We start from the raw sequence: 12,670 nt of genomic DNA on the forward strand, positions 1-12,670 counted from the left end.
TCTCATCGATGTATTCAACTGAAACAGGTTTACGACGCTTAAAAGTCCGAGAAAGTTTATTTTTCTTTGGTTTATCAATTCTATTGAACGCTGCAGCTAATGCGTTAACGGTTGCGACGAATCTAGGCAGTGCCATCTGGACTGCTTCAGCCGTTAATTTATCGAGTTTATCGCATATTAGTTTAGGGACTATTCTGGCGATTTATGGTGTGGTAGTGATTATATTAAATACCATTCTGCTAAAAGAAATCGTCTGGCGCCGGATCATTGGTAATCTGCTATTTGTTTTACCATTTAGTTATTTAGTCCAATTTTTTACGGGGATTTTTCGACAGATGGGGGTCCCAGCGCTATCGGTTGGTTGGCGAATTGGATTGGATTTGGGAGGTGTCGTCTTAATTGCGATTGCTATTTCGATTTATCAACGGGTCAATCTGATTTTGCATCCTAATGATGATTTATCTTACATTCTACGGTTTGATTATTTCCACGGTCGGGCGGCGATTGCACAGTACGTCAGTTACACAATGCCGATTATTGTGATTATCAGTTGTTGGTTGGGGACGGGGCAGTTATTGGCGTTTAATATTGGCACAATCGCGTCATTAATAATTCAAGGTCCGATTATCGGTTGGGCCGATCAAGTAATCTTTCGTCATTTGAAACATCGACGGCAAGTTGGTCAAAGTTAGCGCGATGAATCACATGATACGTATATCTGATACAAGTATCTTAAAAACATAGATTGCTCTAAGCGAGTGATAATTGTTACGATAGCTTTGTTGAAAGCGGTTGCTCAATCGCTGATTAGGATTCTTAGGAGGTCATACTATGACACAGGCAGTTACTAAAAAGGCATTAGAGAATAAAATTGATTTATTGATTGATAATTTGGTGCATTTAAGTGATCCCACGGGTGAATTTTCAATCCAAGTAGCGGATGGCTCAATTATTGATAATAAAAGTTTTAACTATTGGGAATGGACATCGGGTGTCGGTTTATACGGCATGACGAAGTATTATCAATTAACCCGTAAACCAGAAGTTCTCCAACAAATGGTCGATTGGTTTGATGAACAATTAGCTAAAGAACCCGTTGAAAAGAATATTAACACGATGGTTCAAATGCAAACTTTAGCCTTTTTGTATGAAGAAACTGGTAATAAACAATACTTACCATACCTTGAAGCTTGGGGTAAATGGTTGTATGAAGATTTACCAAGAACGGAACGCGGCGGCTTCCAACACGTCACGTTTGGTGATTTAAACGAAAATGAAATGTGGGACGACACTTTGATGATGAGCGTCCTCACGTTAGCGAAATTAGGTAAATTGTTCAATAACGATGATTATATTGAAGAAGCTAAGAAACAATTCTTGTTGCATATTCAATTCTTAGCCGACAAGAAAACTGGTTTATGGTACCACGGTTGGAATTTTAATTCACGGGATAATTTCGCGGGTGCTTTCTGGGGCCGGGGGAATTCATGGGTTACAATTGCCATTCCTGAATTCTTGGAATTAGTTGATTTTAAAGAAAATGATGCCGTTAAGGCCTTCTTAACAATGATTCTTCAATATCAAATTGATGCGTTACAAAAATACCAAGATCCAAGTGGCTTCTGGCATACATTGGTGGATGATACAAGTTCTTACATTGAAGGCTCTGCGACCGCTGGTTTTGCATATGGTATCTTAAAATCAGTGCATAACGGTTATATTGATGATTCATACAAACCAATGGCGATGAAAGCTGTTCAAGCGCTATTAGCAAACATTGATGAAACGGGTGCTTTAGCCTATGTGTCAGCCGGTACGCCAATGGGGGAAACCAAAGACTTCTATAAAGGCATTAAAAAATCAGTCATGCCTTACGGACAATCGATGGCAACGCTTTGCCTCTGTGAATATTTGAAAGAATTCTTCTAAGCAGGCGGGTCAAATGGTCATGACAAACTTAGATTTTAACGCGGTTAATGATGGTCGAGTCGTAGCAACCCAGTTACTTCAACGCGCGATTGATGATTGTCCAGATTATGGCACGTTACTGATTCCTAAAGGCAATTACTTAGTTGGGGCACTCTTTTTAAAGAGTCATCTAACTATTCGTTTTGAAACGGGTGCTCAGCTGATCGGCATCACTGCTATTGAAGCTTATCCAGAGATTCAGACGCGAGTTGCGGGCGTTGAAGTCAGCTGGCCAGCCGCCATCCTCAATCTAATCGATGTTGAAGATGTTCAAATTGAGGGTTTAGGGACGATTGATGGTCAGGGGCCCTATTGGTGGGATTTATACTGGGGCCAAGATCAAAAAAGTGGTCAACGTCAATTATATGATCAACGCGATTTGCGTTGGATTGTGGATTATGAAGTCAAACGGCCACGTGAAATATTGGTGTACAATGCTCAGCGAATTACCATTCAAGATATCACGTTACGCCAATCAGGTTTTTGGAATCTGCAAATTACCTATTGCCAAGACGTACACATTAATCGTGTGACCATCAAAGATAGCAATGGGCCTAGTACGGATGGGATTGATATTGATTCATCGCAACATGTCTTAGTTGAAAATTGTCAATTAGCGTGTGGCGACGATTGTATCGTGATTAAATCAGGACGCGATGGTGATGGTTGGCGGGTTAATCGACCTGCTGAATACATTGAAATTAAGAATTGTCAGATTTATTCGGGCTATGGTGTTGTGATCGGTAGTGAAATTTCGGCCGGTGTCCGCCATGTCTACATTCACGACATTACTTTCCAGGAGAGTGGTTGTGGTTTCAGAATGAAATCGGCCGCCTCACGTGGTGGGATTGTTGAGGACGTTCGCGTTGAACGACTTAAGATGGTCAACGTTCAATTTCCATTCTCATGGTTAATGAATTGGCATCCGCAATACAATCAAAAAGCAACGGTTGCCCATTTGAGTCAGGATCCAGCAACCCCGAAGATGTGGTTGGCGGTTGCCGAACAGATGCCAATTGAACAACAAAAAAGTCAGATTCGCGATATTTTTGTTCGCGATGTGGTAGCGACTTTAACCCCGGACTATGCGTTACCATCACGGGCGTTTGATTTACAGGCATTTCCTGAAAAACCGATGACCAATATTACATTTGAAAATATTCAAATTGAGGCGGCCGAGTTTGGCAAGATTGTGGCTGTGCAACAGTTAGCCTTCCAAAACGTCAACGTGAGTGTGGCCCAAGAAAATAATCAAGCAAATGATCATTACGATAATCGTTAATCAAAAAAGGAGGACTCGAGCAGACATTGTGTTGTGAGAAGTCCTTTTTGCGTTTAAAAATAGTTAAGGGAGCTAGACAGATGATTAATTTAGGGTTAAGAGCACATGATTTTATGATTGAAGATGATTTAGAGACATTGGCGGCGATGATTGAAAAAAATGGGATTCATTATATTCAATTTGCCAATGGGATTTCGTTACCCGCATTGACGCATAATGGCCAGCAAATTAGCGCCGGACTGGGTATGCAAGTGGCGCGCACATTACGGCAACACGATATTCAAATTGGTGTTTTAAGTAGTTATTTTAATTTAATTCATCCGGATCAAGTTTTAGAACAGCAAGGGATGCGTCAATTCAAACAATATTTGGGCTTGGCCCATCAATATGGGGCGCAATTAGTGGCGACTGAACCGGGCAGTGTCGATCCAAGTTTTAAACCAACACCAGCTAATTATGAAGCCCCCATCGTGCAACATGCGATTAATAATATTGCTGAATTAGTGGCCACGGCCGAAAAAGTGGGGACCAAAGTGGGCATCGAAGCGGGCGTTAATCATCCGATTCATTCGCTAGCCACGATTCAAGAATTGTTGACCACGGTCGATTCACCAGCTCTGAAAATCATCTTAGATCCGGTTAATTTGTTGAATGAAGATAACAAACAGGATTTATATGCCATTTTAGCGGATGGGTTACAACAATTTGGCGACCAAATCGACGCGATTCACGTCAAGGATTATACATTCACGACTGACAAGACGATTGTCGCACCCGGGACTGGTGAGATGGACTTTGATCGATTCTTTAAAATCGTTAATCAATATCAACCGGGGGCACTCGTGATTTTAGATGAAGCACCTAGAGCAGGCTTAGAAGCGGGGTTGGCACATCTACAACAAGTGATCGCCAATCAAGCCAATCGCTGATTAAGACCACTTTTTTGACTCAACTGTATATTTGATAGTTAATAGTTGTTTATGTGTTATTGCGACATTAACTGAATAACGGTTTAATAGACTTGTAAGCGTTATTAAAGAAGGTGTTGAATAACTATGAAAACATATATTGCAGTTGATATTGGTGCGTCAAGTGGTCGGTTATTGCTTGGTCAGAAAAAAGCAGATCAATTAGTCATCGAAGAAGTTCATCGATTTGAAAATGGGTTTAAAAAAGAGGGTCAACATGATTGTTGGCAGATTGATTATCTCATTCAAGAAATTTTTACCGGCCTCGAAAAGGTTAAAGCCCGTGGCATCAAGCAAGTCACGTTGGGGATTGATACGTGGGCGGTCGATTACGTGTTGGTAGGCGATGATGGTCAAAAATTGAGTAATCCGATTAGTTATCGGGATGCACGGACGACCGAAACGATTAATAAATTAACGAGCCGCTATTCGAAGGCGTACATTTATGAAAAAACCGGCATCCAATTTTTAAACTTTAATACCTTGTATCAACTCTATGAAGAAGATCGCGCCTTGTTAGCTAAAACCGATAAGATTTTGATGGTCCCAGATTATCTCGGGTACGTCTTAACCGGCAACTCGGTCACTGAAGTCACCAACGCTTCAACGACCCAAATGTTGAATCTACGTGAAGGGTTGTTCGATCAGCAACTTTTAGAGCAATTACAAGTCTCACAAAGTCAATTTCCACATCTAGTCGATGCGGGCACTTACTTAGGTAAAATTACGAATAAATGGCATCGTCAATATGATTTACCGGAATGTGACGTCATTACGGTGGCCACGCACGACACCGCTTCGGCAGTTGTCGGGACACCTGGTCAGGGCGACGATTGGGCTTTTCTCAGTTCAGGGACTTGGTCGTTAATTGGTCGTGAACTGACCGTACCAGAAAATGGACCAATGGCCTTTAAAGAAAACTACACCAACGAGTGGGGCGCTTATGGCACCTACCGCTTCTTGAAAAATATTATGGGTTTGTGGATGGTGCAACAGGTTCGACATGATTTTGATGATCAATATAGTTTTGCGGAGATGGCTCAATTGGCTAGCCAAGAAAAACCATTCCGACAGCTATTGGATGTTAATCATCAACGGTTTATTAATCCAACCAATATGACGGTAGCGATTCAAGATTATTGTCGAGAGACCAATCAAATTGTTCCTGAATCAATCGGCCAATTAGTTAACGCGATCTATTCGAACTTAGCGTTAGACTACGCAAATCAAATCGGAAAATTGCAAACGATTACTAAAAAGCCGTTGCACCAATTAAACATTGTCGGTGGGGGTAGCAACATTGCCTATTTAAACCAATTGACCAGTAATTTAGCACAGATTAAAGTAATCGCCGGTCCAGGCGAGGCGACAGCGTTAGGCAATATATTAGTTCAAATGATTAGTACCAAAGAGGTCGCAGATTTAGCAGCGGGCAGAGCTTTAGTGCAACAATCGTTTGCCTTGAAAACTTATTTACCAGAGACCGACTATCCAGGTGTATTGGCAAGTTACCAACAAATGTTGAATCAGGAGGAACATTGATATGGTCAGAATCGCACAACTCTTATTTGTCAAACCGGATCAATATGCTGAATACCAGCAACGCCACGCACAACTGTGGCCAGAGATGGAAGCCGCGTTAATTGCGCATGGAGCGCGTCACTATTCAATCTTTTTAAATCCAAATGATGGCCAATTATTTGCTTATCTGGAAGTTGCCGATCGTACGCAATATGAACAAATTGCGCAGACCGCGATTTGCCAAAAATGGTGGGTCTACATGGCGCCACTGATGAAGGTAAATCCAGATAACAGTCCAGTCACCGTTGATTTAACCGAAGTATTTCATTTAAATGAGGGGAGCCATTAATCATGACAAAACAAATTGAAGAATCTTATCAACTCGCTAAACAGCGCTACGCCGAAATCGGGGTAGATACCGAACAAGTCTTAGCCGATTTAGAAAAAGTTAAATTGTCAATTCATAGTTGGCAAGGCGATGACATTCACGGATTCCTATTTCCAAATCAAGAATTAACCGGTGGCATTGGGGTCAGTGGTAATTATCCTGGTGTGGCCACCACGCCAGATCAACTCAGTAACGATTTATCTAAAGCACTTTCTTTAATTCCTGGGAAACATAAGGTACAACTGCACGCCATTTACGCCGTAACTGATCAACCGAAGGACTTGGATCAATTAGAACCAAGCGATTTTAAATATTGGGTCGACTGGGCGAAAAAAGAGGGCGTTGGTTTGGATATGAATGGGACCTTCTTCTCACATCCCATGTTAAAAGATGGTTTTACCTTAGCCAGTCCGGACAAAGAAGTTCGTGATTTCTGGATTGAACATGGCAAACGTAGTCGGGCCATCGCTAACTATTTTGGTGAAGAATTAGGCCAACAATCCGTTAATAATTTCTGGATTCCAGATGGTTACAAAGATAATCCAATCGATAAATTAACACCACGTTTACGATTAATCGATTCATTGGATGAAATTATTAAACAGCCGTATGCCGAAAAGAATACGATTGAAGCGTTCGAAGGTAAATTATTTGGGACTGGTGTTGAATCCTATACCGTCGGTTCGCACGAATTTTACGCTAATTATGCTTTAACGCGTGAAAAATTATGGACGATTGATGCCGGCCATTTCCATCCGACTGAAGATGTTTCTGACAAATTCTCAGCCTTCACACCGTTTGGTAAAGGATTAATGTTACATGTCTCACGGCCAGTTCGTTGGGATAGTGACCATGTCGTGATTTTAGACGACGCTTTGATTCGGATGATGCGCTCATTAGTTCGTGATGATTTACTTGGTCAAACGAATATCGGGTTAGATTTCTTCGATGCAACGATTAATCGGATTGCCGCTTGGGTGATTGGGACTCGTGCCACTCAAAAGGCGTTATTAATGGGCATGTTAGCCCCTATCAAGCATTTAAAAGAAGTTGAAATTAACCATGATTTAACCGAACGTTTAATGTTAACGGAAGAATTGAAATCATATCCGTTTGGCGCTGTTTGGGATGAATTCTGTGTTCGTAATAATGTCCCAGTTGGTACTGAATGGCTCAAAGAAGTCCAAACTTACGAAAAAGACGTTTTATTAAAACGATAAAGAGGGTATCTAGACAATGACAAAATTTATTGATTCACCAATGGTAAAAGAAGTTTCAAAAATCACCTTTAGATTATTTGATCACGGCTGGGACGAACGTAATGGCGGCAACGTCAGCTACCGGATTTTACCAACTGAACTTGAGGGTTATGACGACGTTCAAACCGTTAAACGCAATATCCCCATTAACTTTGATGGTCAAGATTTAGCCGGTTTATATTTCTTAGTCACTGCAACGGGTCGCTATTTCAAAAATATCATCGATTTCCCAGAACGTGATTTAGGTTTAGTCCGAATTGCCAAAGATGGTCACAGTGTTGATTTGTTGTGGGGGTATTCAGACGGTGCTGCACCAACCAGCGAATTCCCAACGCATTTGATGGGCCATCAAAATCGGTTAAAAATTGATCCAAATCAACGGGTTGTCATGCATTGTCATCCAACGAACCTAATTGCGATGACCTTTACGCAAGCGTTAAGTGAAAAAGAATTTAGTCGAATCCTCTGGAAGATGCAAACTGAATCACTCGTTGTTTTCCCAGAAGGGGTCGGGATTATTCCATGGATGGTTCCAGGAACCAATGCGATTGGTGAAGCCACTGCTAGTAAGTTAGAACATTTTAGAGCCGTTATCTGGCCTCAACACGGGTTGTTTGGCACAGGCGCGACGATTGATGAAGCCTTTGGGTTAATCGAAACGATTGAAAAAGCAGCTCAAATTTGGACAGTTGTTCAAATGCAGGGTGGTCAGATCAAACAAACAATTACGGATCAAGATCTATTAGACCTCGCAAAAACCTTTGGCGTCACACCTAATCATGATTTTATTTAATTAGTGAAAACGCTTGTATTTATGACGCAATTGCGTTATATTAAACATGTAATTTACTTATAGAAAATCAAATTTCTTTATAAGAAATTTAGGAGGATGTTCAAATGTCATTTTCAATGCAAACCAATTATTCTCATAGTCCCGAAGATATTCGCCACTATTCAACTGAACAAACTAGAGAACAATTTCTCGTGGAAAAATTATTTAATGCAGGCGATATTCTATTAACTTATACCTATAATGATCGCATGATCTTTGGTGGGGTAACCCCTGCTGAAGCACCACTTGAAATCAAATTAGATAAAGACTTAGGTGTTGACTATTTCTTACAACGTCGTGAATTAGGGGTCATCAATATCGGTGGCAATGGTTCAATGACGATTGATGGCGATAAAGAAGCCATGGTACAACACGATGGTTACTACGTTGGGATGGGTGCTAAACACGTTGTCTTTGAATCAGACGATGCGGCTAACCCTGCTAAATTCTACATCGTTTCAACACCCGCTCATAAAACTTATCCTAACAAGAAATTACCATTTGCTAACGCACTCGCTAAACCAATGGGCGATCAAACCCACATGAATAAACGGACCATTTATAAGTATATCGATGCTTCACAAATGGATACTTGTCAATTACAAATGGGCTATACCGTTCTAGAACCAGGTTCATCATGGAATACCATGCCAGCTCATACACATGCGCGCCGGATGGAAACTTATATGTATTTTGAATTTGCTGAACCAGAAACACGCGTATTCCATTATATGGGCACACCTGGTGAATCAAAACACGTTGTGATGGATAATGAACAAGCTGTCGTTAACCCAAGCTGGTCAATTCACTGTGGTGTTGGGACAACAAACTATTCATTTATCTGGGCAATGTGCGGCGAAAACCAAACTTATGATGACATGGATGCCGTCACAATGGACCAAATGAAATAATTAAAACTAACCATAAAAGGAGCCCTTTAAAAATGGCACAATCAATTGAAGAAATTAAAGCAAACGAAGAAGCATTGGATCAATTCAAAATGAACTTTTTTGATTTATCAGGTAAGGTCGCCGTTATCACAGGTGGCAATACTGGTTTAGGTCAAGGTTACGCAGTGGCATTGGCTGAAGCTGGTGCTGATATCTTTATCCCAACTTTTGGGACTGCTGAATGGACTGAAACACGTGAAATGATCGAAAAACGTGGCCGTAAAGTTGAATTTATGGATGTCGATTTAACTAAAGAAGGCGTTGCTGAAGAAGTTGTTCAAAAAGTCATGGACACATTTGGTCATATTGATATCTTAGTCAATAACGCCGGAATGATTCGTCGTAACCCATTATTAGAATCAAGCGATAAAGATTGGGATATGGTCATTAACATTAACTTGAACGCTGTTTATCACATGTCAATGGCAGCTGCTAAAGAAATGGCAAAACAAAAATCAGGTAAAATCATCAATATCGGTTCAATGTTATCATTCCAAGGTGGCAAATTCATTCCATCATATACCGCTTCAAAACATGGTGTTGCTGGTTTAACGAAGTCGTTTGCAAGTGAATTAGGCGCTTATAATATTCAAGTCAACGCCATTGCACCTGGTTACATCAAAACTGCTAATACAGCACCAATTCGCGCAGATGAAGGTCGGAATAAAGAAATTCTTGACCGGATTCCAGCCGGACATTGGGCTGAACCACACGAATTAATGGGTGTGGCAGTCTTCTTAGCAAGTAAAGCATCAGACTATGTCAATGGCCATATCTTAGCCGTAGATGGTGGGTATTTAGTTCGTTAATATTTTAAAAGGCGGCCTTATAGGTCGTCTTTTTTGGTAGAAGGTGGAAAATGATGAAAAACTTTTTAACAATTGGGGAACCAATGGCCGTTTTTAGCGCGGACCAAGCCGATGTTGAGCTAGCAGATGCCCAACATTTTACAAAATACATTGCTGGGGCAGAATTAAACGTGGCGATTGGGCTAGCCCGTTTGCAACACCGAGTCGAGTACGTGACGGCGTTGGGCAACGATCCTTTTGGGGTTACAATTCAAAATGAAATCAAAGCGAATCAAATTAGCACCCAATACGTTGAAATCATGCCTGAATATTGGACTGGTTTTTATTTAAAGCAAAGGGTGACGACGGGCGATCCCGCAGTTTATTTCTATCGTCAAAATTCTGCCGCTGCGCATTTTGATAGCGACATGCTGGATAAGGTTGATTATCAAAAGATTGATTTGATTCATCTGACCGGGATTATGGCGGCCATTTCTGACAACGGATTAACCGCCGTTAAACGATTATTCGAAAAAGCCCATGAAAATCAGATTTCAACGACTTTCGATCCGAATATCCGCAAGCCGTTATGGGCTTCTGAAACTGAAATGATCATGACGTTGAACAGTCTGGCAAAAGAAGCTACGATTGTTTTACCGGGTATTAATGAAGGCGAAATCTTGATGGGGTCACGGGATCCGGAACAGATTGCTGATTTTTATTTAAATCAAAGCAATCATACCCAGACAGCAATCGTTAAATTGGGGCCAGCCGGGGCTTATATCAAAAATAAAACGGGTCTCAATACCACTGTCACGGGCTATTCTGTTCGACATGTTGTTGATACAGTTGGTGCCGGTGATGGTTTTGCCGTTGGATTAATTTCTGGTTTATTAGATGAACAACCGATTGAATCTGCCGTTAAACGGGCTTGTGCGATTGGTGCATTGGCCGTCCAAAGTGCTGGGGACAGTGAAGGTTACCCCGATAATGAACAATTAGAACAATTTATGGAGGAGAATTAATCATGATTAAATTACAATTAATTGACCAACAACAAAAAGTACTCAAAGAACGAACTGCTGACCAAGCCACTTATTTAGATTATCATGCGCAATACGCCATTGGGGACGCCTATCAAGTGGTTGTCGACCAAGTGCCTGCCTACATTAGTGTCCAATTGGACGCCGCGTTAGCACCGGCATTATTATACGTGACGGCTAATAACTGGACCTATACGTTGCCTTTTAATTTGCAACGGGATTGGCCTTATCCTGACGGGACCTTTGTCGGAAAGAATCATTACGCAACGGCGCGTTATGCAACGCCCACTGAAATTCAAACTTATCGGAATTTAGCCGTCAATAGTCATGATCAACCCCAAATCGCTGACGTTTTCCCGCACGTGACGGCTAATGCGGAAACCCGTGGTGAAATGGTGTTCTATGCCAAAAACGCGATTGATGGTATGGTTGCTAATGAAAGTCATGGCAATTATCCTTACCAATCATGGGGCATTAATCAACAAGATGATGCCGAATTAATGTTGGATTTTGGTCGTGAAGTTCAGATTGATCAACTCGGAATTGTATTAAGAGCGGACTATCCACACGATAGTTATTGGACTGAAATGACGATTCAATTTTCAGATGACAGTCAAGAAGTGGTTCATTTACAAAAAGTCGCCGAGAAACAATTATTTAAATTTGCAGAAAGAACCATCAGTTCCCTTAAGTTAACCAAGTTAATTAAAGACCGAGATTCATCAACTTTTCCAGCTTTAACGGAAATTGAGGTTTACGGAACGGATATAAAATGATACTCTCCTTATATAATCATAATTAGTTAATGAAGAGGTGAAACGATGGCTAGTCAGTTGTATGGGGGCGTGCTATTAAAAGCAAAGGCGATCATGGATTTTTTATCTGAGAATAATAATGGTGTGACGCTTAAAGATATTTGTCTTGGGATTGGTATTTCAAAATCAACAACTTTAAAAGTATTAACAACGCTACAGTATATTGGTTTTGTCAGACGTTCTGATCCAGAAAAAAGGTATTATTTAGGGACTGATTTAATCCTATATGGGCAAAATGTCTTAACTAGTTTTGATATAGCTGACGTTGCTGGCGTTTATCTAAAAGAACTTCGAAATGTAACGGGAGAAACTGTCAATTTAGGTGTTGAGAGTAATAATAAAGTAGTTCTTTTGCAAAAATATGAAAGCTTACAAAGTATTAAATTGAACTCAAAAGTGGGCAGCAAATTGGATTTGTATAGTTCAGCCATGGGAAAAGCATTGTTAGCAACTAAGAATCCAACTGATGTGGATAAATATATCGTTAACGAAGATTTTCAATCATTGACGGATAAAACAATTACCGATAAAGACGCGTTAATAGCACAGCTTGGAGTCATTAAGCGTGAAGGATACGCTGTTGATGACAAAGAGAGCCAACGTGAAGTGGTTTGTGTTGGTGCGAGTATTGAAAAATATCAACACGTTTTTGGGGCGTTTAGTGTTAGCATTCCGGAGTATCGGTTAGATGCTGAATTAATGGAAGATATCCGACGATTGGTCTTGACCACTAAACAGCAAATAGAAGCCATTTTATAGTTGGTGAATTTTATAATGAAGTTAGCCACCGCTAACTAAAAAACGCCACGTGAATTTCATGTTATATTGAAGTTACCACTAACTTTCAATAGACAAG

The 12,670-nt window shown here is 40.7% G+C and carries 13 protein-coding genes; all 13 read left to right on the plus strand.

What is annotated here, in order from left to right; all coding sequences use genetic code 11:
- Positions 1 to 8 precede the first annotated feature (8 nt).
- The 13 genes from LFUMFP_RS04610 (at position 9) to LFUMFP_RS04670 (ending at position 12,573) form a co-directional block, all read left to right on the plus strand.
- Positions 9 to 692: a YczE/YyaS/YitT family protein gene (locus LFUMFP_RS04610; RefSeq protein WP_106483138.1), complete on the plus strand. Its 684-nt coding sequence runs from the start codon at positions 9 to 11 to the stop codon at positions 690 to 692.
- Positions 693 to 831: 139 nt separating this feature from the next.
- Positions 832 to 1,929, plus strand: a complete 1,098-nt coding sequence (bglB, locus tag LFUMFP_RS04615; protein ID WP_106483139.1) for a beta-galactosidase BglB — start codon at positions 832 to 834, stop codon at positions 1,927 to 1,929.
- A gap of 13 nt (positions 1,930 to 1,942) precedes the next feature.
- Complete coding sequence (locus LFUMFP_RS04620; protein WP_106483140.1) at positions 1,943 to 3,250, plus strand: glycoside hydrolase family 28 protein; 1,308 nt, start codon at positions 1,943 to 1,945, stop codon at positions 3,248 to 3,250.
- Between the two features lie 80 nt (positions 3,251 to 3,330).
- The gene (locus LFUMFP_RS04625) at positions 3,331 to 4,179 is read left to right on the plus strand and encodes a sugar phosphate isomerase/epimerase family protein (RefSeq protein ID WP_106483141.1); all 849 of its coding nucleotides are present in this window, start codon (positions 3,331 to 3,333) and stop codon (positions 4,177 to 4,179) included.
- Between the two features lie 126 nt (positions 4,180 to 4,305).
- Entirely contained in the window at positions 4,306 to 5,760 is a 1,455-nt protein-coding gene (rhaB, locus tag LFUMFP_RS04630) for a rhamnulokinase (protein WP_106483142.1), read from the plus strand.
- A 1-nt stretch (position 5,761) separates the two neighbouring features.
- Complete coding sequence (rhaM, locus tag LFUMFP_RS04635; protein ID WP_106483143.1) at positions 5,762 to 6,088, plus strand: L-rhamnose mutarotase; 327 nt, start codon at positions 5,762 to 5,764, stop codon at positions 6,086 to 6,088.
- Positions 6,089 to 6,090: 2 nt separating this feature from the next.
- The gene (locus LFUMFP_RS04640) at positions 6,091 to 7,347 is read left to right on the plus strand and encodes an L-rhamnose isomerase (protein WP_106483144.1); all 1,257 of its coding nucleotides are present in this window, start codon (positions 6,091 to 6,093) and stop codon (positions 7,345 to 7,347) included.
- Between the two features lie 16 nt (positions 7,348 to 7,363).
- Positions 7,364 to 8,179, plus strand: coding sequence for a rhamnulose-1-phosphate aldolase (rhaD, locus tag LFUMFP_RS04645; RefSeq protein WP_106483145.1), 816 nt, complete (start codon positions 7,364 to 7,366; stop codon positions 8,177 to 8,179).
- A gap of 104 nt (positions 8,180 to 8,283) precedes the next feature.
- Positions 8,284 to 9,129, plus strand: coding sequence for a 5-dehydro-4-deoxy-D-glucuronate isomerase (gene kduI, locus LFUMFP_RS04650; RefSeq protein WP_106483146.1), 846 nt, complete (start codon positions 8,284 to 8,286; stop codon positions 9,127 to 9,129).
- Between the two features lie 32 nt (positions 9,130 to 9,161).
- Entirely contained in the window at positions 9,162 to 9,977 is an 816-nt protein-coding gene (gene kduD, locus LFUMFP_RS04655) for a 2-dehydro-3-deoxy-D-gluconate 5-dehydrogenase KduD (RefSeq protein ID WP_106483147.1), read from the plus strand.
- Positions 9,978 to 10,030: 53 nt separating this feature from the next.
- Positions 10,031 to 10,981: a sugar kinase gene (locus LFUMFP_RS04660; RefSeq protein ID WP_106483148.1), complete on the plus strand. Its 951-nt coding sequence runs from the start codon at positions 10,031 to 10,033 to the stop codon at positions 10,979 to 10,981.
- 2 nt (positions 10,982 to 10,983) lie between these two features.
- A complete protein-coding gene (locus LFUMFP_RS04665) occupies positions 10,984 to 11,775 on the plus strand; it encodes a hypothetical protein (RefSeq protein WP_106483149.1) in 792 nt (263 codons plus the stop codon).
- Positions 11,776 to 11,820: 45 nt separating this feature from the next.
- A complete protein-coding gene (locus LFUMFP_RS04670) occupies positions 11,821 to 12,573 on the plus strand; it encodes an IclR family transcriptional regulator (protein WP_106483150.1) in 753 nt (250 codons plus the stop codon).
- Positions 12,574 to 12,670: the final 97 nt, after the last annotated feature.

Source organism: Latilactobacillus fuchuensis, from assembly GCF_900258455.1.
GTDB classification, from domain to species: domain Bacteria; phylum Bacillota; class Bacilli; order Lactobacillales; family Lactobacillaceae; genus Latilactobacillus; species Latilactobacillus fuchuensis.

Excerpts from the sequence above, each read along its gene's own strand:
- LFUMFP_RS04670 (WP_106483150.1), top strand. The coding sequence starts at position 11,821 with ATGGCTAGTCAGTTGTATGGGGGCGTGCTATTAAAAGCAAAGGCGATC.
- LFUMFP_RS04610 (WP_106483138.1), top strand. The coding sequence starts at position 9 with ATGTATTCAACTGAAACAGGTTTACGACGCTTAAAAGTCCGAGAAAGT.
- LFUMFP_RS04665 (WP_106483149.1), top strand. The coding sequence starts at position 10,984 with ATGATTAAATTACAATTAATTGACCAACAACAAAAAGTACTCAAAGAA.
- kduD (WP_106483147.1), top strand. The coding sequence starts at position 9,162 with ATGGCACAATCAATTGAAGAAATTAAAGCAAACGAAGAAGCATTGGAT.
- rhaM (WP_106483143.1), top strand. The coding sequence starts at position 5,762 with ATGGTCAGAATCGCACAACTCTTATTTGTCAAACCGGATCAATATGCT.
- rhaB (WP_106483142.1), top strand. The coding sequence starts at position 4,306 with ATGAAAACATATATTGCAGTTGATATTGGTGCGTCAAGTGGTCGGTTA.
- LFUMFP_RS04625 (WP_106483141.1), top strand. The coding sequence starts at position 3,331 with ATGATTAATTTAGGGTTAAGAGCACATGATTTTATGATTGAAGATGAT.
- LFUMFP_RS04660 (WP_106483148.1), top strand. The coding sequence starts at position 10,031 with ATGAAAAACTTTTTAACAATTGGGGAACCAATGGCCGTTTTTAGCGCG.
- rhaD (WP_106483145.1), top strand. The coding sequence starts at position 7,364 with ATGACAAAATTTATTGATTCACCAATGGTAAAAGAAGTTTCAAAAATC.
- kduI (WP_106483146.1), top strand. The coding sequence starts at position 8,284 with ATGTCATTTTCAATGCAAACCAATTATTCTCATAGTCCCGAAGATATT.
- LFUMFP_RS04640 (WP_106483144.1), top strand. The coding sequence starts at position 6,091 with ATGACAAAACAAATTGAAGAATCTTATCAACTCGCTAAACAGCGCTAC.
- bglB (WP_106483139.1), top strand. The coding sequence starts at position 832 with ATGACACAGGCAGTTACTAAAAAGGCATTAGAGAATAAAATTGATTTA.
- LFUMFP_RS04620 (WP_106483140.1), top strand. The coding sequence starts at position 1,943 with ATGGTCATGACAAACTTAGATTTTAACGCGGTTAATGATGGTCGAGTC.